At 70.3% G+C, this 21,468-nt stretch carries 29 protein-coding genes; 15 read left to right on the top strand and 14 right to left on the bottom strand.

From position 1 onward, the window contains the following. Positions 1 to 581 precede the first annotated feature (581 nt). From ACZ418_RS14675 to ACZ418_RS14660, 4 genes are all read right to left on the bottom strand, one after another. Complete coding sequence (locus tag ACZ418_RS14675) at positions 582 to 821, bottom strand: hypothetical protein (protein ID WP_468362210.1); 240 nt, start codon at positions 819 to 821, stop codon at positions 582 to 584. Between the two features lie 58 nt (positions 822 to 879). Beyond that, positions 880 to 1,875: a S1C family serine protease gene (locus ACZ418_RS14670; protein WP_468362208.1), complete on the bottom strand. Its 996-nt coding sequence runs from the start codon at positions 1,873 to 1,875 to the stop codon at positions 880 to 882. A gap of 125 nt (positions 1,876 to 2,000) precedes the next feature. Beyond that, positions 2,001 to 3,026, bottom strand: coding sequence for a LacI family DNA-binding transcriptional regulator (locus tag ACZ418_RS14665; RefSeq protein ID WP_468362206.1), 1,026 nt, complete (start codon positions 3,024 to 3,026; stop codon positions 2,001 to 2,003). Between the two features lie 97 nt (positions 3,027 to 3,123). Beyond that, entirely contained in the window at positions 3,124 to 3,912 is a 789-nt protein-coding gene (locus ACZ418_RS14660) for a response regulator transcription factor (RefSeq protein WP_468362204.1), read from the bottom strand. A 193-nt stretch (positions 3,913 to 4,105) separates the two neighbouring features. On the opposite strand from ACZ418_RS14660, the gene ACZ418_RS14655 reads away from it, so the two are divergent. The 3 genes from ACZ418_RS14655 to ACZ418_RS14645 are packed head-to-tail and all read left to right on the top strand — an operon-like array spanning position 4,106 to position 6,430. Then, complete coding sequence (locus tag ACZ418_RS14655) at positions 4,106 to 4,966, top strand: alpha/beta hydrolase family protein (protein ID WP_468362202.1); 861 nt, start codon at positions 4,106 to 4,108, stop codon at positions 4,964 to 4,966. A gap of 47 nt (positions 4,967 to 5,013) precedes the next feature. Beyond that, the gene (locus ACZ418_RS14650; protein WP_468362200.1) at positions 5,014 to 5,268 is read left to right on the top strand and encodes a MoaD/ThiS family protein; all 255 of its coding nucleotides are present in this window, start codon (positions 5,014 to 5,016) and stop codon (positions 5,266 to 5,268) included. 1 nt (position 5,269) lies between these two features. Then, positions 5,270 to 6,430: a hypothetical protein gene (locus ACZ418_RS14645; protein ID WP_468362198.1), complete on the top strand. Its 1,161-nt coding sequence runs from the start codon at positions 5,270 to 5,272 to the stop codon at positions 6,428 to 6,430. 145 nt (positions 6,431 to 6,575) lie between these two features. Here ACZ418_RS14645 and ACZ418_RS14640 read toward each other — a convergent pair whose 3' ends face one another. From ACZ418_RS14640 to ACZ418_RS14620, 5 genes are all read right to left on the bottom strand, one after another. Further along, the gene (locus ACZ418_RS14640) at positions 6,576 to 7,277 is read right to left on the bottom strand and encodes a hypothetical protein (protein WP_468362196.1); all 702 of its coding nucleotides are present in this window, start codon (positions 7,275 to 7,277) and stop codon (positions 6,576 to 6,578) included. Between the two features lie 391 nt (positions 7,278 to 7,668). Continuing rightward, complete coding sequence (locus ACZ418_RS14635) at positions 7,669 to 7,959, bottom strand: DUF1416 domain-containing protein (protein ID WP_004000115.1); 291 nt, start codon at positions 7,957 to 7,959, stop codon at positions 7,669 to 7,671. 57 nt (positions 7,960 to 8,016) lie between these two features. Next, positions 8,017 to 8,862 carry a sulfurtransferase gene (locus ACZ418_RS14630; RefSeq protein ID WP_450985659.1) on the bottom strand — a complete coding sequence of 282 codons (846 nt, stop codon included), beginning with the start codon at positions 8,860 to 8,862 and terminating at the stop codon, positions 8,017 to 8,019. Positions 8,863 to 8,991: 129 nt separating this feature from the next. Further along, complete coding sequence (locus ACZ418_RS14625) at positions 8,992 to 9,072, bottom strand: Ms5788A family Cys-rich leader peptide (RefSeq protein ID WP_350751515.1); 81 nt, start codon at positions 9,070 to 9,072, stop codon at positions 8,992 to 8,994. Positions 9,073 to 9,270: 198 nt separating this feature from the next. Continuing rightward, positions 9,271 to 10,014 (bottom strand): LmeA family phospholipid-binding protein, encoded by a 744-nt coding sequence (locus ACZ418_RS14620; RefSeq protein WP_468362194.1) that lies wholly within the window; start codon positions 10,012 to 10,014, stop codon positions 9,271 to 9,273. A gap of 145 nt (positions 10,015 to 10,159) precedes the next feature. Here ACZ418_RS14620 and ACZ418_RS14615 point away from each other — a divergent pair, with 145 nt between their 5' ends. Continuing rightward, positions 10,160 to 10,423, top strand: a complete 264-nt coding sequence (locus ACZ418_RS14615) for a DUF3099 domain-containing protein (protein ID WP_468362193.1) — start codon at positions 10,160 to 10,162, stop codon at positions 10,421 to 10,423. Positions 10,424 to 10,427: 4 nt separating this feature from the next. On the opposite strand, the gene ACZ418_RS14610 is transcribed toward ACZ418_RS14615, so the two are convergent. The 3 genes from ACZ418_RS14610 to ACZ418_RS14600 are packed head-to-tail and all read right to left on the bottom strand — an operon-like array spanning position 10,428 to position 11,289. After that, the gene (locus tag ACZ418_RS14610; protein WP_468362191.1) at positions 10,428 to 10,790 is read right to left on the bottom strand and encodes a DsrE family protein; all 363 of its coding nucleotides are present in this window, start codon (positions 10,788 to 10,790) and stop codon (positions 10,428 to 10,430) included. Beyond that, positions 10,787 to 11,035 carry a hypothetical protein gene (locus tag ACZ418_RS14605; RefSeq protein WP_468362189.1) on the bottom strand — a complete coding sequence of 83 codons (249 nt, stop codon included), beginning with the start codon at positions 11,033 to 11,035 and terminating at the stop codon, positions 10,787 to 10,789. The genes ACZ418_RS14610 and ACZ418_RS14605 overlap by 4 nt, the downstream gene beginning before the upstream one ends. After that, entirely contained in the window at positions 11,032 to 11,289 is a 258-nt protein-coding gene (locus ACZ418_RS14600) for a hypothetical protein (RefSeq protein ID WP_468362187.1), read from the bottom strand. Before ACZ418_RS14600 ends, ACZ418_RS14605 begins: the two co-directional genes overlap by 4 nt. 174 nt (positions 11,290 to 11,463) lie before the next feature. Between ACZ418_RS14600 and ACZ418_RS14595 the strand changes: the two genes are divergently transcribed. From ACZ418_RS14595 to ygfZ, 8 genes are all read left to right on the top strand, one after another. Then, positions 11,464 to 12,306, top strand: coding sequence for a helix-turn-helix domain-containing protein (locus tag ACZ418_RS14595; RefSeq protein ID WP_468362185.1), 843 nt, complete (start codon positions 11,464 to 11,466; stop codon positions 12,304 to 12,306). Continuing rightward, positions 12,288 to 12,482: a DUF397 domain-containing protein gene (locus tag ACZ418_RS14590; RefSeq protein ID WP_468362183.1), complete on the top strand. Its 195-nt coding sequence runs from the start codon at positions 12,288 to 12,290 to the stop codon at positions 12,480 to 12,482. The genes ACZ418_RS14595 and ACZ418_RS14590 overlap by 19 nt, the downstream gene beginning before the upstream one ends. A 70-nt stretch (positions 12,483 to 12,552) precedes the next feature. Then, complete coding sequence (locus ACZ418_RS14585) at positions 12,553 to 13,278, top strand: hypothetical protein (RefSeq protein ID WP_468362181.1); 726 nt, start codon at positions 12,553 to 12,555, stop codon at positions 13,276 to 13,278. After that, positions 13,275 to 14,138 carry a hypothetical protein gene (locus ACZ418_RS14580; protein ID WP_468362179.1) on the top strand — a complete coding sequence of 288 codons (864 nt, stop codon included), beginning with the start codon at positions 13,275 to 13,277 and terminating at the stop codon, positions 14,136 to 14,138. The genes ACZ418_RS14585 and ACZ418_RS14580 overlap by 4 nt, the downstream gene beginning before the upstream one ends. Continuing rightward, positions 14,135 to 15,070, top strand: coding sequence for a hypothetical protein (locus ACZ418_RS14575; RefSeq protein WP_468362177.1), 936 nt, complete (start codon positions 14,135 to 14,137; stop codon positions 15,068 to 15,070). Before ACZ418_RS14580 ends, ACZ418_RS14575 begins: the two co-directional genes overlap by 4 nt. Positions 15,071 to 15,313: 243 nt before the next feature. Further along, positions 15,314 to 15,889, top strand: a complete 576-nt coding sequence (locus ACZ418_RS14570; protein ID WP_468362174.1) for a heme-binding beta-barrel domain-containing protein — start codon at positions 15,314 to 15,316, stop codon at positions 15,887 to 15,889. A 16-nt stretch (positions 15,890 to 15,905) separates the two neighbouring features. Further along, on the top strand, positions 15,906 to 16,343 hold the full coding sequence (locus ACZ418_RS14565; protein WP_468362172.1) for a Fur family transcriptional regulator: 438 nt from the start codon (positions 15,906 to 15,908) through the stop codon (positions 16,341 to 16,343). Between the two features lie 9 nt (positions 16,344 to 16,352). After that, the gene (ygfZ, locus tag ACZ418_RS14560) at positions 16,353 to 17,318 is read left to right on the top strand and encodes a CAF17-like 4Fe-4S cluster assembly/insertion protein YgfZ (protein WP_468362170.1); all 966 of its coding nucleotides are present in this window, start codon (positions 16,353 to 16,355) and stop codon (positions 17,316 to 17,318) included. Positions 17,319 to 17,386: 68 nt separating this feature from the next. Here ygfZ and dtd read toward each other — a convergent pair whose 3' ends face one another. After that, positions 17,387 to 17,812 (bottom strand): D-aminoacyl-tRNA deacylase, encoded by a 426-nt coding sequence (dtd, locus tag ACZ418_RS14555; RefSeq protein ID WP_351805233.1) that lies wholly within the window; start codon positions 17,810 to 17,812, stop codon positions 17,387 to 17,389. A 170-nt stretch (positions 17,813 to 17,982) separates the two neighbouring features. Between dtd and ACZ418_RS14550 the strand changes: the two genes are divergently transcribed. The 3 genes from ACZ418_RS14550 (at position 17,983) to ACZ418_RS14540 (ending at position 21,191) form a co-directional block, all read left to right on the top strand. After that, positions 17,983 to 18,633 (top strand): RsiG family protein, encoded by a 651-nt coding sequence (locus tag ACZ418_RS14550; RefSeq protein ID WP_468362168.1) that lies wholly within the window; start codon positions 17,983 to 17,985, stop codon positions 18,631 to 18,633. 86 nt (positions 18,634 to 18,719) lie between these two features. Beyond that, positions 18,720 to 19,958 carry a GNAT family N-acetyltransferase gene (locus tag ACZ418_RS14545; protein ID WP_468362166.1) on the top strand — a complete coding sequence of 413 codons (1,239 nt, stop codon included), beginning with the start codon at positions 18,720 to 18,722 and terminating at the stop codon, positions 19,956 to 19,958. A gap of 318 nt (positions 19,959 to 20,276) precedes the next feature. Further along, positions 20,277 to 21,191 (top strand): winged helix-turn-helix domain-containing protein, encoded by a 915-nt coding sequence (locus ACZ418_RS14540; RefSeq protein ID WP_468362164.1) that lies wholly within the window; start codon positions 20,277 to 20,279, stop codon positions 21,189 to 21,191. Positions 21,192 to 21,204: 13 nt separating this feature from the next. On the opposite strand, the gene ACZ418_RS14535 is transcribed toward ACZ418_RS14540, so the two are convergent. Next, complete coding sequence (locus ACZ418_RS14535; protein WP_451554061.1) at positions 21,205 to 21,372, bottom strand: hypothetical protein; 168 nt, start codon at positions 21,370 to 21,372, stop codon at positions 21,205 to 21,207. Positions 21,373 to 21,468 lie beyond the last annotated feature (96 nt).

Raw genomic sequence — 21,468 nt, 5'->3', positions numbered from 1 at the left:
TCAGGCCCACCCGGGGGCAAGCCCACCCTTGGCCGTCAAGCCCACCCCGGTGGGCAAGCCCAACCCGGGCGGTCAGGCCCACCCGGCGGTCAGGCCCACCCGGCGGTCAGGCCCACCCGGCGGTCAGGCCCACCCCGGGGGAGAGAACCAATCCGGGCGGTCAGGCCCCGGGCGGTCAGGCCCACCCCGGTGGGCAAGTCCAACCCGGATGGTCAGGTTCACCCGGCGGTCAAGCCCCCCCAGGGGGGAGAGATCCAACGCGGTCAGGCCCACCCCCGGGCGGTCAGGCTCACCCCGGTGGGCAAGCCCAACCCGGATGGTCAGGTCCACCCGGCGGTCAGGCCCACCTCGAGGGAGAGAGATCCAACCCGGGCGGTCAGGCCCACCCCCGGGCGGTCAGGCTCACCCCGGTGGGCAAGCCCAACCCGGATGGTCAGGCCCGCCCCGGTGGGCAAGTCCAACCCGGATGGTCAGGTCCACCCGGCGGTCAGGCCCACCTCGAGGGAGAGAGATCCAACCCGGGCGGTCAGGCCCACCCCCGGGCGGGCAGGCCCACCCGGCGGTCAGGCCCGCCCCCCGCGTCAGGCCCGCACCGCGGTCAACCGGTTCAGGGGAACCTTGCGGCGGTGGGTGCGGACGGGGGCGGTGCGCAGGCCCATCAGTTGCGGGACCGGCGTGGCGATCACCTCGGGGGCACGGGGCGCCGGCTCGGACTTGCGGGGCGCCGGGATCGGCAGGTGCAGGTCCCAGGTGACCGTGAGGGCCAGGGTGAGGTCGGCGGGACCGTGGTCGGCGATCTGGTGCGGAACCTTGCTGATCATGACGTACTCCCTGCTGACTGGTGCCGTGCTACGCGCTGCCTGGTGCAGTGCTCACGCGCTAGCTGTTGTTGCCCGACCGCAGCTTGGCCAGGTCGGACTTGACGGTGTTGACGGGGATCGCGAAGCCGAGGCCGATGCTGCCCGCGTCCGAGGACGAGGAGGACTGCCGGCTCGACGAGTACATCGCGGAGTTGATGCCGATGACGTGGCCGCTCGCGTCGATCAGGGCGCCGCCGGAGTTGCCGGGGTTGAGGGAGGCGTCCGTCTGGATGGCCTTGTACGTCGTCGTGGACGAACCCGTGTCGCCGTTGAACTGACGGCCGCCGAACTGGAACGGCCACTGTCCGTCGCCGCCCTGCCCCTGACCCTGGCTCTCGTCGGTGGAGACGGTCACGTCCCGGTTGAGGGCGGAGACGATACCGCTCGTGACGGTGCCGGTCAGGCCCTCCGGGGAGCCGATCGCGACGACCGAGTCGCCGACCTGGACGCCGGAGGAGTTGCCGAGGGCGGCCGGCTTCAGACCCGACGCGCCGCGCAGCTTGATCAGCGCGAGGTCCTTGGAGCTGTCGGTGCCGACGACATCGGCGGTGTAGCTCCTGCCGTCACTGGTGCGCACCTTGATCGACTGCGCCCCGGAGACGACGTGGTTGTTGGTGACGATCTCGCCGTTCGACGAGATGATCACGCCGGAGCCGGTGGAGGCGCCGTTGCCGAGGGCCGCGTTTATCTCGACCACGCTCGGGCTGACCGCGGCAGCGATCGCGGCGACGTCACCCCGCTTGCCGGTCGGCACCACGTTCGTGGTGGTACCGGAGGAGGCGACCGTGTCCTTGCCGGTCAGCTCCTGGAAGCCGTACGCCGTGGCACCGCCCACCGCGGCGGCGACGACGGCGACAGCCGCGAGGAGGGCGACCGGACCCCGGTTGCGCTTCTTCGGCGGCTCCGGCGCCACGGCCGTCACCGGCTCGTACGGCGGCGGAGGCGGCCACTCGGGATTGACGGGGCCGGAGTAGCTGCTGGGCTGCTGGGTGTATCCACCCTGGCTCTCGGTCATGCCTAGAAGCCTCCCCTGTGACCATGAGAGCTTCCTGAGTGCTCGCTGAGAAGCCCGGCAGAACCTCGTTTGCCCGATATAAAGATCTGCCGGTGCGGCTCAGGACAAAGACCTGCCGGTGCGGCTCAGGCCTCGCAGCCGCAGCTCGTGCGCACCACCAGCCGGGACGGGAACGTCCTCAGCCGCTCCCGCCGCGACCCCGCCACCCGCAGCCCGTCGTCCAGCACCAGGTCGACCGCCGCCCGGGCCATCGCCGAGCGGTCCGAGGCGACCGTGGTCAGCGGCGGGTCGGCCAGCGCGGCCTCCTTGATGTCGTCGAACCCGGCCACCGCCAGCTTGCCGGGCACGTCGATGCGCAGCTCGCGAGCCGCTCGCAGCAGGCCGATCGCCTGGTCGTCGGTGGAGCAGAAGATCGCCGGCGGCCGGTCGGGGCCGGAGAGGATGTCCAGGGCGACCCGGTAGGCGTCGTAGCGGTTGTACGGCGCCTCGAACAGCCGGCCCTCGGTGGACAGGCCCGCCTCGGCCATGGCCCGCTTCCAGCCCTCGACGTGGTCGGAGACCGGGTCGCCGACGGCCGGCGTCTCGGCCGTACCACCCATACAGGCGACGTACTCGTAGCCGTGCTCCAGCAGGTGGCGCACGGCGAGCTGGGCGCCGCCCAGGTCGTCCGTCACCACGGCGACGTCGTCGATGGCCTCGGGGCGCTCGTGCAGCAGCACCACCCGGGCGTCCCAGGCGTCGATCTCGGCGGCGGCGAGGTCGTTCAGGGCGTGGGAGACGAGGATCAGGCCCGAGACGCGCATGCCGAGGAAGGCGCGCAGATAGTGGACCTCGCGTTCACCGATGTAGTCGGTGTTGCCGACCAGGACCATCTTGCCGCGCTCGGAGGCGGCCTGCTCGACCGCGTGCGCCATCTCGCCGAAGAAGGGCTGGCGGGCGTCCGGGATGATCAGGCCTATGAGATCCGTGCGCCGGGAGGCCATCGCCTGGGCGACCCGGTCGGGGCGGTACCCCAGTTCCTTGATCGCGGCGAGGACACGCTCGCGCGTGGCCGGGGCGACCGGCCGGGGTCCGTTGTTGATGACATAACTGACGACGGCGGTGGAGGTTCCAGCCAGCCGTGCCACGTCATCCCGAGTCACCTTGGCCACGCGCGGAGTCTACGCGGATTGACCCGTTCTGGGCAGGGCGTATCAGTGCTTGGATGTGCGGAAGCAATGCCCCGCCCGAACGGCTTTCATGCCTGCGCTAGGCGTCGGCGTGGACCTCGGAGCCGTCAGGGACGGTGGATGCGTCCGTATCCTCCGCCTTTGCCTGCTCCGCCCTGGCCTTGGCCTGCTCGCCGGCCCGGTCGGTCTTGTCGGCCTTCTCGGGCGTAACGAATCGATAACCGACGTTCCGGACGGTGCCGATCAGTGACTCGTGCTCCGGCCCGAGCTTGGCCCGCAGCCGCCGTACGTGCACGTCGACCGTGCGGGTGCCGCCGAAGTAGTCGTAGCCCCACACCTCCTGCAGCAGCTGGGCGCGGGTGAAGACCCGGCCCGGGTGCTGGGCGAGGTACTTCAGCAGCTCGAACTCCTTGAAGGTCAGGTCGAGGACCCGGCCCTTGAGCTTGGCGCTGTAGGTCGCCTCGTCCACGGAGAGGTCGCCGTTGCGGATCTCCATCGGGGAGTCGTCGTTGACGATCTGCTGGCGGCCCATGGCCAGCCGCAGCCGCGCCTCCACCTCCGCGGGGCCGGCGGTGTCGAGGAGGACGTCGTCGATGCCCCAGTCGGCGGTGACGGCGGCGAGACCGCCCTCGGTGACGACGAGGATCAGCGGACAGCCGGGGCCGGTGGAGCGCAGCAGCTGGCACAGGCTGCGCACCTGGGGCAGGTCACGGCGGCCGTCGACGAGGATGACGTCGGCGCCGGGGGTGTCGACGAGGGCGGGGCCCTCCGCCGGGGCCACCCGCACGTTGTGCAGGAGCAGGCCGAGGGCCGGGAGCACCTCCGTCGACGGCTGAAGGGCGTTGGTCAGGAGCAGCAGAGAACTCATACGTCTGGTTCCTCCTCGGTCCCTGCGAGGACTGTGCGGACGGGCACTGCTCTGCGATCCCGAAGGCCCCGTACACCGCGGTCCCCCCGGCGCCTTCGCCTGGGGTTTCCCACTTCGTATACAACGCTTCCGAAAGCACAAAAGGACCCGGGGGCTGCGCTGCCCGAGTCCTCTGCCCAGCAGAATAGCCCACATGAGGAACCGTTCGGCAGGTCAAGTGGCGCATTCCGCCGTTCGTCCGAATCGCGAGACGCCCAGACAGGCGCCTATCCGGACGTTTCTGCGTACAGCCGACGGAATTCCGATCGATTCCGTATACGATCCGGGCGCCGTCGTATACGAAACCTCCGGATCCGATCCGGACACCCGCCGTTCGCCCCGCCGCGACCTGGTGTTCGTCGTCGCCCACGGGTTCACCGGGGACGCGGACCGACCGCACGTACGACGGGTGGCGGGCGTCCTGCGCGGTTACGGCGCGGTCGTCACCTTCTCCTTCCGCGGCCACGGGCGCTCCGGCGGCCGGTCCACGGTCGGCGACAAGGAGGTCCTGGACCTCGCCGCAGCCGTCGCGTGGGCCCGCGGCCACGGGCACGCGCGCGTGGCGACCGTCGGCTTCTCCATGGGCGGCTCGGTGGTCCTGCGGCACGCCGCCCTGGAGCCCGGCACGGTCGACGCGGTGGTCTCGGTCAGCGCCCCGGCCCGCTGGTACTACCGGGGCACGGCCCCCATGCGCCGCCTGCACTGGCTGGTCACCCGCCCCGAGGGCCGCCTGGTCGGCCGCTACGGCCTGCGCATCCGCATCCACCACCGCGAGTGGGATCCGGTTCCCCTCTCCCCGACGGAGGCGGTCCGCGGGATCGCTCCCGCCCCGCTGCTGATCGTGCACGGCGACCGCGACGGCTACTTTCCCCTCGACCACCCCCGGATGCTCGCCGAGGCCGCCGGTGACCACGGCGAACTCTGGGTGGAGGCGGGCATGGGGCACGCGGAGCACGCGGCGGACGACGCCCTGCTCGCCCGGATCGGGGAATGGGCGGCCGTCAAGGCGGGCTAGCCTGACTGCACTCTTTATTTCCTTCTCGCTGTCGATTGAGGAATCAGATGCCCAAGGTCACGGTGCGCTACTGGGCCGCCGCCAAGGCCGCGGCCGGTGTCGCCGAAGAGCCGTACGACGCGGCCACGCTCGCCGACGCGCTGGCCGCCGTGCGCGCGCGCCACCCCGGTGAACTCACAGGCGTGCTGCAGCGCTGCTCCTTCCTCGTCGACGGTGACCCCGTCGGGACCCGCGCGCATGAGACGGTACGGCTGGCCGAGGGCGGCACGGTCGAGGTGCTCCCGCCGTTCGCAGGAGGGTGAGATGAGCGACCAGCCGTATCAGGGCCAGGGCCCCTACGAGGGCTACGACCCCTATCAGCAGCAGTGGCCCCAGCAGGACCAGTACGCCGGATACGGGCAGCAGCCCGGCTACGACCCCCAGCTCACCCAGCAGTGGCAGGGGCAGACCTGGGATTCGCAGACGCACGCGTCGCTGCAGATGCCCGCACCGGCGGCTCAGGCGGCGTATCCGCCGCAGCAGACGTACGAGGGGCAGTACCAGCAGCAGCACCAGCAGTACCAGCAGCACCAGCACCAGCATCAGCAGCAGTACGCGGCCGCTCCGCAACCGGAGCCGCACACTGCACCCGCACCCGCACCCGCGCCGGAAGCCGTACCCGAGTCCGAGCCGGCCTACGGCCCCGCCACGCTCGCCGGGAACTCCCGGATCACGGATGCCCAGCGGGCGCGGCTCGAGGGCCGTTCGCCGATCATCGACCCCGGTATGCAGCCGGCGCTGCTGACCGCGCTGCTGGGCCTGCTGCTGGCCGCGACGGCGCCGGTCGCCTCGTACGCGCTGGTGCTGCCGCTGGTGGTGCTGCAGGGCGTGACGGCGGCGGGCTGGTTCCGGCTGAACGGCATGTGGCCGGCCCGGCAGGGCATCGCGCTGGCGTTCCTGGGCGGGCTGGCGGCCGACGCGGCGGTGCTGGTCGCCGGCCGTGACAACGCCCCCGCGGCGATCCTCGGCCCGCTCGGCATCTGGGTCCTGCTGGCCCTGGTCCTGCAGCTGCGCTCGCACGCATCGCCCGACGAGCGGATGTACGGCCTGATGGCGACGGTCGTCTCGGCGGCGCTGTCGGTTCTCGCCACCGGGTACCTGGGCGCCGACACGCACGCGGTGTCCGTGGGCGCCGCGGCGGTGGCGGTGGCGGTTCTGGCCCGGGCCCTGCCCCTGCCGACACCGGCGTCGGTGGTCGTGTCGCTGCTGGCGGCGGCCGGCGCGGGTATCGCCGTGGGCGGGATGACCGGGCTGGGCGCGAAGGGTGCGCTGCTGGGCGCGGCCGCCGGGGTGTGCGCCCTGATCGGTCACCGCGTGGCCGGCTACGACTACCCGTCGAGGTTCGTGCACTTCACGGCCGGGGTGGCGTTGCCGCTGTCGGCTGCCGCGCCGGTGGTGTGGGTGCTGGGAAGGGCACTCGGCTAGAGCTGTTCTCCCTTGATCACACCCCCGTCCGTTGCCGGACGGGGGACAAGCTGGAGCCCCGGCCCGATTCCGGCGGGCCGGGGCTCCATGTCATACAGCGGGCTGTGAGTTACCAGCCGGCTGTGGGTTGCCAGCGGACTGTGGGTTACCGGCCACCACCGTCGCCGCCCCAGCCGCCTTCGTCGCCGCCCCAGCCGCCGTCGCCGCCGTGGCCGCCTTCACCGCCGCCCCAGCCGCCGTCGCCGCCCCAGCCGCCGCCCCAGCCGCCGTCCCAGCCGCCGTCCCAGCCGCCGTGGTGACCGCCGACCACGCGGAAGCTGGCGACCACGCCGTCCTTGACGTGGATGCCCCGCGTGTGGTGGACGTGCACGCCGTCGCTCTGGCTGTGGGGTCCGACGACAGCGACGGGAGCGCCGTTGTCGCAGACGGCCCCGCGGAACACCTCGACGACCCTGTGGCTCTCGTTGACGATGTTCAGCGTCTTGGCGTCCAGGCCACTGATCACGGTGATGCAGTCACCCGGGTGGGCGGAGTAGGACCGCTCGTTGATCAGGATCCGGCCTCCGTCCCACCAGCCGCCGTGGCCGCCGCGGCCGCCCTCGCGGCCACCGCGGCCCTCGTTGCCCTTGCCGAAGTTGTTGTTGCCGTTGTTGTTGCCATTGCCGTTGTTGTTGCTGTTGCCGCTTCCGGCGCCACCGAGCGGTGCGGCAGCGGCCGGGGCCGCCTGGTGGGCGGCCGGCGCCGCCTCCGGCGCGGAGGCGGCCGAGGCGTAGGTGACGCCAGTCGCGGCCAGAGCCGCGGCTGCCGCTGCCGCAGCGGTGACGACGGTGGAACGCGAGATCTTCATCGTGCTTCTCCAGTCTCTGAGACACCGACTCGTTGGCCGGTCGTCATGGAACGTATTCGCCGACCGCTATGGCTGTCATGTCGGGAATGTCCGGAGACTTGGTTTTTGTGCACCAATTGGGGGAATTATGGCCGCTGTCAGCCACTCGTCGTTCATCGAAGGGGCGTCAAATCGCCGCAGAAACAGGGGAATTGACTCACCGCTAGACCTTTTGGATGATCTTAGTACTAGTGCCTACCCCAGCAGCAAGCGTGTCGTTACTGGCGCAATGGGGCGCGTCGCGCTAGCAACCGCCTCCCGCGCATGCCGAAGGGCCGCACCCCCACTGGCGTCCAACCCCAGGGGTGCGGCCCTTCGACCGTCACTGTGCCGCTGCTTCGCGCAGGCCCGCTCAGACCGCGATGGCGACCTCGGCCAGCGCGCCCTTCTCCGCCACGACGACCGTGCGGTCGGCCGTCGCGCCCGGGACCAGCGCCCGGACCGTCCACGTGCCCTCGGCCGCGTAGAACCGGAACTGACCGGTCGCCGAGGTGGGAACCTCGGCGGTGAACTCGCCGGTCGAGTCCAGCAGACGGACATAGCCCGTCACCGGCTCGCCGTCGCGGGTCACCTGACCCTGGATCGTGGTCTCACCGGGCTTGATCGTCGAGGCGTCCGGGCCGCCGGCCTTCGCTCCGCACATGCTGTTTCTCCAGAGGGGTGTGACCGGGAGGTCGGTCGGGATGGATGAGGGGTGGGCTTACTTGTTCGCGCCGAGCTCGATCGGCACGCCGACGAGGGAGCCGTACTCGGTCCAGGAGCCGTCGTAGTTCTTGACGTTCTCGACGCCGAGCAGCTCGTGCAGCACGAACCAGGTCAGGGCCGAGCGCTCACCGATGCGGCAGTAGGCGATCGTGTCCTTGGCCAGGTCCACGTTCTCCTCGGCGTAGAGGGCCTTCAGCTCCTCGTCCGACTTGAAGGTGCCGTCGTCGTTGGCGTTCTTCGACCACGGGATGTTGCGGGCGCTCGGGACGTGACCCGGACGCTGCGACTGCTCCTGCGGCAGGTGGGCCGGGGCGAGCAGCTTGCCGGAGAACTCGTCGGGGGACCGCACGTCGACCAGGTTGTGCGAGCCGATCGCGGCGACGACGTCGTCACGGAAGGCGCGGATCGAGGTGTCCTGCGGCTTGGCCTTGTACTCCGTCTTGGCGCGCTCCGGGACCTCGTCGCCGGCGACCAGCTCGCGGGCGTCCAGCTCCCACTTCTTGCGGCCGCCGTCGAGGAGCTTGACGTTCTCGTGGCCGTAGAGCTTGAAGTACCAGTACGCGTACGAGGCGAACCAGTTGTTGTTGCCGCCGTAGAGGACCACCAGGGTGTCGTTGGCGATGCCCTTCTCCGACAGGAGCTTCTCGAAGCCCTCCTGGTCGATGAAGTCGCGGCGGACCGGGTCCTGCAGGTCCTTGGTCCAGTCGATGCGGATCGCGTTCTTGATGTGGTTCTTCTCGTAGGCGGACGTGTCCTCGTCCACCTCGACGATGGCGATGGCCGGGTCGTCCAGGTGCTCCTGCAGCCAGTCGGCGTCGACCAGGACGTCGGTGCGGCTCATGCTCTTTCTCCTCCGGGGCAGTTGCGGCGGGGTGTGCGAGTACAGGGGTGCGCGCTCGTGAGGGCCGGGCGGCGCACGGGTGCCCTTCCAGCAGGGCGGCGGTGAGATGCGGAAGTCGGGGACTTTCGCTCAGAAGGGGCGACAGAGCATGGCGGCAACGCGGCACAGGTCCACTGCCCGCCGCTTCGTGAGATCCGCCTGTCGCTTCATGGGCTCGATCGTAGGGACGTCCGGGCGGGCGTGTCACCGGTGTGTCATATGACGAGACACGATCGTCCGTATGACGGGATGAGAAAAGCGCCCGGCGGCCGCCCCGCGGCCTTCCGGGCGCTCGCGCGGGTCGCCGCGTCTACTCAACGGACGACCCGTCTCGCCAGTCGGACGTTCGCCTGCCGTCCGGCCGTGGTGCTACCCCGCCAGCTTGACGTCGGAACCCTTCACGCTGATCTCCACTCCGTCCGGCGCGGCCTGCACCTTGTCCAGCTTGACGCCGCCGGGCAGCTGGTTGATGGCCTGCTGGAAGTCGGTGATCTCGCGGATGCGGTTCTCGGCGATCGCGGCGGCGGCGAGCTTGGGCAGGGAGTCGGCGCGTACCTGCACCCTGTTGTTCTCGACGGTCACGGTGCTGAGCACGGACACGGTCTGGTTGACCGGCACGGGGCCGAGGGCGCCGGTCAGCCTGGCCGTCACCTTGATCTTCCCGTGGCCGCCGTCGGCGAGACTGACGACCTTGGCCTTGAGGCCGGGGACGACCTCGGTCGGCTCGGGCTTGGCGGTCTTCAGCAGCTCGGCGTAGGAGATCGTCGCGGTTCCGGTGGCGCTGGAGGCGGTGGCGGAGCTGTAGTCGCCGGAGAAGGAGACGCCCTTCATGTCGGCCTGCAGATCGTCGATCCGGATCGTCTTCCCGGCGGTCCCGGTCGTGGCCTCGTAGTCCTTGATCCCGACCTCGACGTCGTCGAGCGAGCCGCCCGCGACCTGGGTGAGGAACGGGAACCCCTTGATGTTCACCTCCGGCGTCGAGGCCAGGTTCTCCGTCGACTTCAGCTTGTCGGCGGCCTCCCCCTCGGCGAAGTGCACGGCCACCCGGTCCGCGATCACGAACAGCCCGCCCAGGATCACGACGAGGATCAGGATTATTCGCAGGGCGCGCATGTGGTGTTTCCCCCGGGTCGGCGGTCGGTGTGTGGCTACGCCAAGGTAACTCCGCGGCGCACGACCCGGGGAAGAATGTGGATCACTTGTGACAGCCGCCGCCGCCCCCGGGTGCCGGATCCGGGCCACGGCCTACCCTGAACTTATGTACGCGCGGCGGCGTCACATCTACTTCGCCATGATGGGGACGTGCATCGGCCTCTTCGTCCTGGCCTGGGGAGTCGTGCGCATCTGGTCGGTGCCGGCGGCCGTCGGCATGTGCATCGTGGCCATGATCATCCCGCCGGTCGCCGCGATGATCGCGAACCGGCGGGGCCCTGAGGACCGCTGGTGGGACGACCCCTCCGGCGATCCCCAGTCGGACGAGTGGTGGGACGAGCTGGACGGCAAGAAGCGCCCCAGGCAGTGAGGGGTCAGTAGACGAGCGCCTGGGTGTCGTCGGCGAGCGTCTCCTGTACGAAGACCTGGGCGCCCGCGATGCGTACGCCCTCGATGACGTCCTTCTCGGTGATCTCGCGCCGGGCGGCACACTGCGTGCACAGCGTGATGCGCCCGCCGGCCAGGATCGACTCGACCAGATCCGGCAGCGGGGCCGCGTGCGGCAGCTCGAACTCCGCCGCCCGCCCCGGCAGCGCGAACCAGGACGACTCCCCGGTCAGCCACAGCGAGACCTCGACGCCACTGGCCACGGCCACCGCCGCCACGGTGAACGCCTGCGAGCATCGCTCGGGCGCGTCGGCCCCGGCCGTCACCTTGATCACGAGCTTCTTGGTCATACCCGAAGCGTAGCCGTGAGGACGACCGTCGCGATCAGCGTGGCCACACACAGGGCGGTGAGTACGCCGCTGACGGTGGCGCCGTCGACCGGTCGCCGCGGGCGCCGTCGTTCCCGGGCCTGCTCCGCGAAGTACGGGTGGAAGGGCGGGACCGCGTACCCCGGGGAGATCGGTGTCCGGTCGTACGGCGGGGCGTGCTCGCGCTGCCGCCTGCATTCCTCGTACGGCAGTCCCTCGCCCCTCATGCGCCGTGCTCCTGCCGTCGGTGCTGGCGGAGCAGCACGTTGGCGTCGGTCTCCGCACTCCGGTCGTACGCCGCCCGTGCCGCGTCCCGCAGCTCGGCGAGCGTCAGGCAGGCCGAGCAGCCGGGGACGGGCCGGGGCGGCCGGCTGAGGTCCTCGGGATCGGGAGGCATGGCCTGGGCGCGCCGGTTCGCGGCGCGGACGTCGGCGCGGAGGCGTGCGGGGTCGTACAGCGGGGTGGCCGGATCCGTTCCCATGGGGTTTGTTCCCTTCCTTCAATATCTATACGGAATGCGACAGTTGCACTACTCTGCGTGCTCCTGGGCTGATACGAGGATGGCCCAGCGCGGGGGCGGATACGAGCGGAACGGCCGCAAGTTCCACAGTGGGCGCTCCAAATTCCACAAATTCCACAGCCTGGGGAGGGTGCGGTGCCGCAGCGGAGGGCGATCACGGGGCGGAGCCAGGAGCCGAGGGCTCGTTTCGCCGAGGAGCTGCGGTTGCTGCGGGCCGAGCGCGGGGTGAGCCTGCGGGCTCTGGCGGAGGTGGTGGGCTGGGACGCGTCCCTGTTCGGAAAGCTGGAGAACGGCCAGACGCTGGGCGGGCCGGAGGTGGTGCAGGCGCTGGATCAGTACTACGGCACGAGGGGCATGCTGCTGACCTTGTGGGAGCTGGCCGTAGCCGACCCGACTCAGTTCAAGGAGCAGTACCGACGGTATATGGCCTTGGAGGCCGAGACCGGGAGCTTGTGGCAGTACTCAGTGACCATGGTGCCGGGCCTGCTTCAGACTGCTGGATACGCAAGGGAAGCACTGGCGGCGGGCGGCCTTCGGGGCCAGGAGCTCGACCAACAGGTCAATGCCCGACTGGGTCGGCGTGCGCTTCTGGAGTCGGAGGAGCCGCCTTCGTTCCGCGTGATCCTCTCGGAGGCGGTGCTGCGGAACTCGCTGCGCGACGCCAGCGCGTGGCGAGAGCAATTGGAGTACCTGGCGGAGGCGGGCGAGCGGCCCAACATCGCCCTCCATGTGCTGCCATTCGGCTGTGGACTCCACGCCATGGTGAACACCGACGTGATGCTCATGCGGCTACTGGACGGCCGCACCGTGGCCTACGCTGAAAACGACGTACGGGGCGAACTCATCGAGGAAACAAGCCAGGTTGAGCGCCTGCATCGCACCTATGATGACGTGCGCGACCTGGCGCTGAGCCCCGCCGAGTCGCGGATGTTCATCTTGCGGATGTTGGAGGAAGCGCCATGCGAGTCATCGACCTGAGCGCCGTGACGTGGCGCAAGAGCAGCTACAGCAACACTGACGGCGGCAACTGCGTCGAGGTCGCCGACAACATCCCCTCCCTCGTCCCCGTCCGGGACAGCAAGGACACCACCCGCACCCCCCTGCTGATCGGCGCGGGCGCCTGGGCGGCGTTCGTCGAGGAAGTCAAGCGCTGAATCGTTATCAGCGCGTCTACAACTGCTTTCTCAGGCCATGAGTCTCCTGTGAAACACCTAGGGAGGCGTCTTGGAATCACCTGAAAGACCCGGGACACCGGGCCGGGGCCGGACCGTCGCGCTGATCGCGGGGGCCGCCGTGCTCGGTGTCGTCGCGGGCGTCTGCACCGGTTACGTCGTCCAGGTCGGCCGCAAGCCCACCGCGTTGCCCTCTCTGTCGCAGCCCGTCGTCCCTCAGGCGAAGGGTGATGTCGAGCCCCTGTCGGCGGCGCAGGACCGCCGGGTGAAGACCGACGGCGACTTGCGCAAGCTGCTGCTGAAGCGGCCCAGGGGCGCACAGGACGTCGGCTTCGGGGTCGTCGACGGCTGGATGGACCTGGCCGACTACTCGGACACCTTCGATCGGCCGGCCTCGGCCTTCGGTTTCGAGCTGAAAAAGGAGTTCCGGCGTGCGGCCGACGCCAGTTGGCGGATCGGCGGCACGTACGTCGTCGAGACACGTATCGTCCAGTACCACCAGGTGACGGACGAGGCGGCCTCGGAGCATGTGGAGGACCAGGGGGAGTTCGCCGAGAAGAAGCCGAACACCAGCAGCTGGCCCCTGCCCGGTACGGGCGACGGCATGGTGTACGTGCACCACACGCCCCGGACCAGGAGCGGTTACCTGCCCGAGTACGTGGCCGAGGCGATGGCTTCACGCGGTGACCTGGTCATGGAGATCTGGATCACCGACACCAAGCCGGTCCCCAAGGCGGACATCATGGATCTGGCGAAGCGGCAGGTGGCCCGGCTGTGAACGAGTTCTCCATACCCGCCGAACCCGCCGAACCCGCCGAACCCGCCGAACCCGCTGAACCCGCCGAAACTGTCGTACCTGCCGAACCCGCCGAATCCGGCCATGCACCCGCCCGCCGGCGTAAGGGGCGGATGCTCGCGTTCGGGCTGCTGACCCTCGCTGTCGTCGGCGGGGTCGGGTTCACCGGTGTGCGTGTCGCCGGTGCCGACCGGGATCCTGGAAGTCCCGTCTGGAAGTTCCCCTCGGACTCCGGGAAGGACCAGGCGGGCCGGCCGATCAGGGACGCTTCGGGGCTGCGTGGGCTGCTGCTGCCGTACGACGAGACCTCGAGCGGGTACGGCCAGGGGCCCGATATCGGCGAGTTCGGTTCCGATGCCGCGCTCAGCGGGCGCGAGGCCACCGCCCTGCGGAAGGAGGAGATCCGCGATCTGCCGCCCCAGACCCGGCGGAAGCTGGAAGGGCTGATCGACAAGGAGCGGATCAAGGGCATGGCGATGCGGAGCTACGCGTCTGTCAGCGGCGTCGAGGGTGTCCAGCAACCCTTCACCCTCACCTTCGAACTGGTCCGGATGGAGAACAGCGCCTCCGTGCGCTCCATCGCGACCAGCCAGGACGAGTTCTTCCAAGCCCTGCGGATCTTTCCCAAGGGTCCGGCGATCCCGGGCCACAAGAACGCGGCCTGCTTCCTGACCCCCAAGGGAGGCGGCGAGAAGCTCGGCCGCATGTTCTGCTCCGCCTCCGTGGGAGACGTACTGGTCACCGCCAACGTGTCCGGAACCCTCCCGCTCGCCAAGAAGGACATCGCCGACTTCATCGGCAGACAGCTCGACCGCATCAAGGACCCGGGGAAGGCCGTATGACCGAGCAGCAGATCCCCGCACCGGGAACCGCGCCCGACACGGCGCCCATGCCCGAGGCGGCCGTCGCTGGTGGCTCCGGGACCCTTGTCACCCCGGCGGGCCCTGAGGCTCCCGCGATGCCCGAGGCCCCCCCGATGCCCGAGGCCCCGGCGGCGCCCCCAGCCAAGGACCGACGGGTCCTGCGGGCCGTCCTGCGCTGGACCGCGGCGCTCGTGGTCTTCGCGGCGACCGGCGCGTCCACGGCGTACGGCCTCACGCGGATGGAGCGGACCGACCTGCCCGGTCTGGCCACCCGCGCGGACGGCCGCTGGGACTACCCGCAGATCGTCCGGCCGCCGCTGGCCGCGGGCAGCCCGGCCCCGTTCGCCGACCGCAACCCGGCCATGGTCCACTACTCCGACCTGCGCAAACTGGTGCTGCCCGCGGCGAAGGGCGCCACGGCCGATCCGGCGCTCGCGGGTGACCACGGATGGGTGAAGCCGGAGGTGTTCCTCGCGGAGTACGCGAGCAAGGACGACCGGGACAGTCTCCGGGGTGTGCTCACCGACCGTGGCCTGAGGCACATCGCCGCGCGCGGCTGGACCATGCCGGACGGCACCCGGACCCGGATCTTCCTGCTCCAGTTCGAGACCGGCCTGATCGCAGGCCATGTCCAACAGGACGAGTTCTCCGGCTTCGAGGAGCCGTTCCACGTCCTGCGCGGGGCGCCCTCCAACAAGAGGGACGACTCGTTCTCCGCCGCGGTCACCACCCAGGGGCACGGCGAGCTGAGCGCCTACGCGGAACAGAAGCCGTACGGCGCCGAGCAGGTCCGGCAGGCCTATATCAACTCCGGTGACGTGGTGGGGATCGTCGTGCAGTCCCGCAAGGGCGGCGCGAAGGAGATCCCGTTCCAGCAGACGGTGGTCCTCCAGATGCAGCTGCTCGACTGAGACCGCGGGGGCCGGACGGGTGAACTCCTGACGGCCCACCTCGCCAAGAGGGCTGGTGCCCGGCCGCGTAAGCTGGGCCCCGGCTCTGTCGTATGCCCGCACCCTCGCTCAAGGAGCACCCGTGGAGACTTTCTTCGAAACCCTGCTGGTCCTGGTCTGCGTCGGCGTGCTCGCCTTCGCCTACCTGACCGTGAAGAAGCTGTACCAGGGCCAGCGCTGAACCACCTCTAGGAAGTTTCCCTCATGATCGAGATCCCGTCCGACCTGCACAAGGACCTGGTCCCGCTCGCCTTCCTGCTCGGCAACTGGGCCGGTGCGGGCGTGCACGACTTCCCCGGCTCGGAGAAGTGCAACTTCGGCCAGGAGGTCAGCTTCACCCACGACGGCCGGGACTTCCTGGAGTACCACTCCCAGACCTGGGTGCTGGACAAGGACGGCAACAAGGTCCGCCCGCTGGAGTCGGAGCACGGCTTCTGGCGGATCGACGCCGACCGCAAGGTCGAGGTGACGATGACCCGCGACGACGGCGTCATCGAGATCTGGTACGGCGAGATGGCCCACCAGAAGCCGCAGATCGACCTCGTCACGGACGCCGTCGCCCGCACGGCCGCCGCGCAGCCGTACAGCGGCGGCAAGCGGCTGTACGGATATGTGAAGAGTGACCTGATGTGGGTCGGCGAGAAGCAGACCCCCGAGGTCGAGCTGCGCCCCTACATGTCGGCGCACCTGAAGAAGGTCGTCACCCCGGAGGACGTCGAGCGCTGGGCCAAGGCCCTCCCGGACGACCTGCCGGACGACGGCATCGCCTTCTTCAAGTAGTCCTAGACTCGTCGGTGTGGTGAGCACCGACTGGAAGAGCGACCTCAGGCAGCGCGGCTACCGGCTGACGCCGCAGCGCCAGCTTGTCCTCGAAGCCGTCGACACCCTTGAGCACGCGACCCCCGACGACATCCTCTCGGAAGTGAGGAAGACGGCGTCGGGGGTCAACATTTCCACGGTCTACCGGACGCTGGAGCTGCTGGAGGAGCTGGGCCTGGTCAGCCATGCCCACCTCGGGCACGGTGCGCCGACGTACCACCTCGCCGATCGCCACCACCATCTGCACCTGGTCTGCCGCGACTGCGAGAACGTGATCGAGGCCGACGTGGACGTGGCCGCCGAGTTCACCGCCAAGCTGCGCCGGCAGTTCGGGTTCGACACCGACATGAAGCACTTCGCGATCTTCGGCCGGTGCAGGGAATGTGCGCTGAAGAGTTCAACTACCACGTCGTAGGCTGACGGTATGAAGAGCCCTCTGCTGTCCCTGCCCGGCGCCGTCCCCGCCGAGGGTGTGGACGAAGGTGTCGCCGCCCACTACGGCGACCTGTTCCGTGAGCAGCGCGCCCTCGCCGACGGCACCGGTTTCGTCGACCTGTCCCATCGCGGTGTCGTCACCGTCAGCGGTGCGGACCGGCTGAGCTGGCTGCACCTGCTGCTCACCCAGCACGTCAGCGAGCTGCCGCCCGGTGAGGCAACCGAGGCGCTGATCCTCTCCGCGCACGGGCACATCGAGCACGCGCTGTACCTGGTGGACGACGGCACGACCGTCTGGGCGCACGTCGAGCCCGGTACGCAGGACGCGCTGATCGCGTACCTGGAGTCGATGAAGTTCTTCTACCGCGTGGAGGTCGCCGACCGGACGGCCGACTTCGCGGTGGTCCACCTGCCCGCCGGGTCGATCGCCGAGGCGCCGCAGGGCGTCGTCGTACGCGAGACGCCGTACGGCCGTGATCTCTTCCTGCCACGCGAGGACCTGGAGTCCTTCGCGGCCACGCACGGGCCCGCCGTCGGCCTCCTCGCCCACGAGGCGCTCCGCGTCGAGCAGCACCGGCCCCGGCTCGGCTTCGAGACCGACCACCGGACGATCCCGCACGAGCTGGGCTGGATCGGCACGGCGGTGCATCTGCAGAAGGGCTGTTACCGGGGGCAGGAGACCGTCGCCCGGGTGCAGAACCTCGGCAAGCCGCCCCGGCGCCTGGTCTTCCTCCACCTGGACGGCAGCGAGGTGCATCTGCCGGTGCCGGGCACGGAGATCCGGCTCGCCGACGAGGGCCCGGAGGGCCGCAAGATCGGCTTTGTGACGACGTCGGTACGGCACCACGAGCTGGGCCCGGTGGCGCTGGCGCTGGTGAAGCGGAACGTGCCGGTGGACGCGCGGCTCCTGGCCGGCGAGACGGCCGCCGCGCAGGAGGTCGTCGTCGAGCCGTAGTCGTGCGACTGCGGGTGCGCGGGGGCTGCTCGCGCCCGCGCGGCGGAGCCGCGTACCAGAGTGCCGGCTCAGACCTCGATCAGCACCGTGAAGGGTCCGTCGTTCGTCAGCGACACCCGCATCCGCGCGCCGAACCGCCCCGTCGCCACCGTCGCGCCCAGCGCCCGCAGCCGGGACACCACCTCGTCCACCAGCGGCTCGGCGACATCGCCGGGGGCGGCGGCGTTCCAGGTGGGCCGGCGGCCCTTGCGGGCGTCGCCGTACAGCGTGAACTGGCTGATGACCAGCAGCGGTGCGTCGATGTCGCTGCACGACTTCTCGTCCTGCAGCATGCGGATCGACCAGAGCTTGCGGGCCAGCTGCGCCGCCTTCTCCTTGGTGTCCTCATGGGTCACCCCGACCAGGACGCACAGCCCCTCGCCCTCGATCGCGCCGACCGTCTCTCCGTCCACGACGACGCTCGCGCCGTCCACTCTCTGCACCACCGCACGCATGCGGACCATCATGCCGGGTGCCCGGTACGCGGGCACAGGAAGCCAATCATAGATCCCTTATGGATCCCTTACCCCCCATCTGGGGCCGTTCGGGGGCACTCGGTCACATAGCGGCCAGTTGGGGTGGCACGATGCTTTCACACGCCGGTCGAGGGGACGGTCAGAAGCACATGAGCACACCGAGCACCAGCGGGCGGCTGGGAACGCAGGGGACGTACCGGCCGCCCGCCCAGCGCGCCGACGCGCCGGCGAGCCCGGCGGCCCCGGCGGGCCCCGAGCTGCCCGCGGAGCCTCCCCCGGACTCTTCGGGCTGGGCGGACCCCCATCCGCTCGACCTCGCCCGGCTGAGCCTGCCCGAGCTGCGCACGCTGCGCCGCGACGCCCAGCGCGACGAGGCGGACCTCAGCTATGTGCGGCGGCTGCTGCAGGGGCGGATCGACATCCTGCGCGCGGAGCTGTGCCGGCGCGGCCGCGCGTCCGTGCCCGCGCCCGCGGACGGTTCCGTGGTCGACCGGCTACCGGAGATCCTCAAGGACGCCCCGGCCCGGCACCGCTCCTCGGCCCGCCATGTCACGCTCGGCACCCCGCACAACGAGGAGTACCGGCAGCTGGCCGCGGAGATGCTCGCCGAGGTCGAGCTGTCGGACCTGCAGGCGCGGACCGACCTGGAACTGGCCAGTGCGATGGGGCGCCTGGTGCGGTACGAGCAGGAGGTGTCCCGGCGCCGCCAGCGGTTGCAGCGGACGACCGACGACTGCAGCGGGGAGATCGCGCGGCGGTACCGGGTGGGCGAGGCACAGATCGATGACCTGCTGACATGACGTCGGGCGGGCGGCGGGCGCCCGAGCGCCGGGGAGTCGCGGAAATCCGGGCGACAGACGGCGCGGCGCCCACCTACCGTGGCCCCATGACCGACGTCCGGACAGTCACCGAGGCCGACTTCGAGGACTGGCAGCGCGCGCTGGCCACCGGGTTCCTGCAGCCACCCGTCCTGACGCCCGGGGAACTCGACGCCCGGCGCCTGCAGTTCGTGCCGGGCCGGCTGCTCGGTGCCTTCGACGGCGGCCGGTGCGTCGCCACCTTCCGTTCCTTCGAGCAGGAGCTCACCGCGGTGGGCGGCGGCCTGGTCCCGGCGGACGCGATCAGCAACGTCACCGTCAGCCCCACCCACCGCCGCCGTGGCCTGCTGACCCGGATGATGAACCAGGACCTCGCGGCGGCGAAGGAGCGCGGCGACGTGGTCGCCACGCTGATCGCCGCCGAGTACCCGATCTACGGCCGGTACGGCTTCGGCCCGGCCACCTGGTCCACCCAGTGGACCGTGGAGGTGCCCCGGGCCGGCCTCGATCCGCGCTGGTCGGGCCCGGACGACGGGGGCCGCATCGACCTGGTGGACGGGGCGGAGGTCCGCAAGCTGGGCCCGGAGCTCTACGAGCGGTTCCGGCGCATCCAGCCCGGCGCGGTCAGCCGGGACGAGCTGTGGTGGCAGATGCACACCGGGGCCGTCCGCTGCCACGCCGACTGGACCGAGCCGTTCTACGCTGTCCACCGCGCGGCCGACGGCGAGGTCCAGGGCCTGGTCGCGTACAAGTCCGACGACACCTGGAACGGCAAGCAGCCGGACCAGACCGCCTCCGTGCTCAAGCTCACCGCCACCACTCCGGCGGCCGAGCGCGCCCTGTGGCACTACCTGTGTTCGATCGACTGGATCACCAAGATCAAGAGCGGCTACCGCGGCCCCGACGACCTGCTGCCGTACTACCTCCCCGACCCGCGCGCCGCCCGGATCACCGGGCACGGGGACTGGCTGTGGGTGCGGATCCTGGACGTCGTACGGGCCCTGGAGGCGCGGACGTACGACGGGGCGGGCACGCTGGTCCTGGAGGTCGTGGACGAAGCCGGTCTGGCCGGGGGCCGGTTCCGGCTGGAGGCCTCGCCCGAGGGAGCGTCCTGTGTGCCGGCGGGCACCGAGGGCGCCGATCTCACGCTGGGCGTCGGCGAGTTGGCCTCGGTCTGGCTCGGCGGGGAGTCCGTGCTGCGGCTCGCGGCGCTCGGGCGGGTGCGGGAAGAACGAGAGGGCGCCGCCCGGAAGGCCGACGCCCTGTTCCGTTCGTCCGCGCGTCCTTGGTGCCCGGACATCTTCTGATCGCTCCCTGCTGACCGCTCCCTCCTGTCGGCGGCTTTCGGCTGTGCATCCGTAGCGAGCTGTTCAGTTGTGGCTGTGCTGGCGGTGTTCAGTTGTGGCTGTGCGATGTCGTGTTCAGTTGTGACTGTGCGCTTCGGTGGCCGTCCCCTGCCCGGGCTCCCGGCTCCCCTCCGGAAGGGAGCCCGGTCGGCCAACCACTGGGAAGCTTGACCATGTCCTGCAAGTTGGCAGCCAACTTCACCGTACTTATGTCCGCCCGGAAGCGGCTCATAACCAGCTATCGGCGAACTGCCGGAAGTTGGCGGGAAGTTGTAGTGTTTGTCCGTGGACCCGGAGCACGCCTCCGCCAGTGGACGGACGAGGTCACAGCGGCCCCACACGTCCCATCGCGACATCGCCGACGAACTGCGCAGCCGGATCAGGGCCGGACTGCTGCAGCCGGGTCAGCGCATGCCCACGCAGGCGGAGCTGGCCGTCGAGTTCGGCGTCGAACGCGGTGCCGTGCGCCAGGCCCTGCGCATCCTGCAGTCGGAGCGCCTGCTCACCAACGTGTCCAAGGGCAGCCCGGCCACCGTGGCGGCAGTGCCGGGACCGGCCCGGCTGCCGGCCGGACCGGCGGCGCCGCCGCAGCCCACGATGGTCGGCCTCGCACCCCGGATAGCGGAGGCCTTCGCCGCCCCCCACGTGCGGATCGACGCGCTCTGCCTGACCTCGGTCTCGCTCACGCTGGCCGTCGGCGAGCCGCTGCGGCAGATCCACGCGGGACGGCTGAAACCGGCCAAGATCGACGTCCGGGTGCTGCTGCCCAGCCGTGACATCGACCTCGCCTTCCCGGCCCCGGTGGCCGCCGACGACCACGGTCTGCTGCACCGGCGCTGGCTGGCCCAGCGCAACGCCCAGGGCATGGTGCTGCGGCAGAACCTGCTGGCCCTGCTCACCACGCACGGCGTCGACGTCCGGGTCTCCTTCCGGGCACTGCCGTTCACCCCGCCGGTCAAGCTGTACCTGCTCAACGGCTCCGAGGCGCTGTTCGCGTACTACACGCTGAAGCGCCGCGAGCGGGAGATCGAACACGAGCATCTGGAGCTGTACGACGCCGACGGCACGCGCTCGATGCTGTTCGCCTTCGAGCGGCGTGCCGGGGAGCGGGACGCGGCGTTCGTGGAGCAGTCGCGGCTGTGGTTCGACGCGCTGTGGGAGACGATCAGTTCGGAGCTTCTGCTCAGTTCCTAGGACTGGTGAGGCGTTACAGCGCCGGGCCCGCGAGGAGCACGGCGAGCAGGACGGCGCCGGCCGAGATGGCCTTGTGGCTCTTGGTCTCGATGCCGACGGAGATCAGAAGCAGTCCGACGGCGCCGGCGACACCGTACTTCCACTGGACGAGTTGCTCGACGAGGAGAGCGAGGGCAGGCACGGCGGTTCCCCCTTCAGAAGATTGGCCAACTCGGAAAAGTTGGCAACCAACTCCATCTAAGTTGTCCCCACTTGGTCCGAGTTCATAAACAACTTC

This window comes from Streptomyces sp. NPDC030820 (assembly GCF_055572075.1).
Note: the sequence above shows the minus strand (reverse complement) of the source record. Positions and strands in the feature narration are given on the sequence as shown.

Excerpts from the sequence above, each read along its gene's own strand:
- ACZ418_RS14675 (WP_468362210.1), bottom strand. The coding sequence starts at position 821 with ATGATCAGCAAGGTTCCGCACCAGATCGCCGACCACGGTCCCGCCGAC.
- ACZ418_RS14670 (WP_468362208.1), bottom strand. The coding sequence starts at position 1,875 with ATGACCGAGAGCCAGGGTGGATACACCCAGCAGCCCAGCAGCTACTCC.
- ACZ418_RS14660 (WP_468362204.1), bottom strand. The coding sequence starts at position 3,912 with ATGAGTTCTCTGCTGCTCCTGACCAACGCCCTTCAGCCGTCGACGGAG.
- ACZ418_RS14655 (WP_468362202.1), top strand. The coding sequence starts at position 4,106 with ATGAGGAACCGTTCGGCAGGTCAAGTGGCGCATTCCGCCGTTCGTCCG.
- ACZ418_RS14650 (WP_468362200.1), top strand. The coding sequence starts at position 5,014 with ATGCCCAAGGTCACGGTGCGCTACTGGGCCGCCGCCAAGGCCGCGGCC.
- ACZ418_RS14645 (WP_468362198.1), top strand. The coding sequence starts at position 5,270 with ATGAGCGACCAGCCGTATCAGGGCCAGGGCCCCTACGAGGGCTACGAC.
- ACZ418_RS14640 (WP_468362196.1), bottom strand. The coding sequence starts at position 7,277 with ATGAAGATCTCGCGTTCCACCGTCGTCACCGCTGCGGCAGCGGCAGCC.
- ACZ418_RS14635 (WP_004000115.1), bottom strand. The coding sequence starts at position 7,959 with ATGTGCGGAGCGAAGGCCGGCGGCCCGGACGCCTCGACGATCAAGCCC.
- ACZ418_RS14630 (WP_450985659.1), bottom strand. The coding sequence starts at position 8,862 with ATGAGCCGCACCGACGTCCTGGTCGACGCCGACTGGCTGCAGGAGCAC.
- ACZ418_RS14625 (WP_350751515.1), bottom strand. The coding sequence starts at position 9,072 with ATGAAGCGACAGGCGGATCTCACGAAGCGGCGGGCAGTGGACCTGTGC.
- ACZ418_RS14620 (WP_468362194.1), bottom strand. The coding sequence starts at position 10,014 with ATGCGCGCCCTGCGAATAATCCTGATCCTCGTCGTGATCCTGGGCGGG.
- ACZ418_RS14615 (WP_468362193.1), top strand. The coding sequence starts at position 10,160 with ATGTACGCGCGGCGGCGTCACATCTACTTCGCCATGATGGGGACGTGC.
- ACZ418_RS14610 (WP_468362191.1), bottom strand. The coding sequence starts at position 10,790 with ATGACCAAGAAGCTCGTGATCAAGGTGACGGCCGGGGCCGACGCGCCC.
- ACZ418_RS14605 (WP_468362189.1), bottom strand. The coding sequence starts at position 11,035 with ATGAGGGGCGAGGGACTGCCGTACGAGGAATGCAGGCGGCAGCGCGAG.
- ACZ418_RS14600 (WP_468362187.1), bottom strand. The coding sequence starts at position 11,289 with ATGGGAACGGATCCGGCCACCCCGCTGTACGACCCCGCACGCCTCCGC.
- ACZ418_RS14590 (WP_468362183.1), top strand. The coding sequence starts at position 12,288 with ATGCGAGTCATCGACCTGAGCGCCGTGACGTGGCGCAAGAGCAGCTAC.
- ACZ418_RS14575 (WP_468362177.1), top strand. The coding sequence starts at position 14,135 with ATGACCGAGCAGCAGATCCCCGCACCGGGAACCGCGCCCGACACGGCG.
- ACZ418_RS14570 (WP_468362174.1), top strand. The coding sequence starts at position 15,314 with ATGATCGAGATCCCGTCCGACCTGCACAAGGACCTGGTCCCGCTCGCC.
- ygfZ (WP_468362170.1), top strand. The coding sequence starts at position 16,353 with ATGAAGAGCCCTCTGCTGTCCCTGCCCGGCGCCGTCCCCGCCGAGGGT.
- dtd (WP_351805233.1), bottom strand. The coding sequence starts at position 17,812 with ATGCGTGCGGTGGTGCAGAGAGTGGACGGCGCGAGCGTCGTCGTGGAC.
- ACZ418_RS14550 (WP_468362168.1), top strand. The coding sequence starts at position 17,983 with ATGAGCACACCGAGCACCAGCGGGCGGCTGGGAACGCAGGGGACGTAC.
- ACZ418_RS14545 (WP_468362166.1), top strand. The coding sequence starts at position 18,720 with ATGACCGACGTCCGGACAGTCACCGAGGCCGACTTCGAGGACTGGCAG.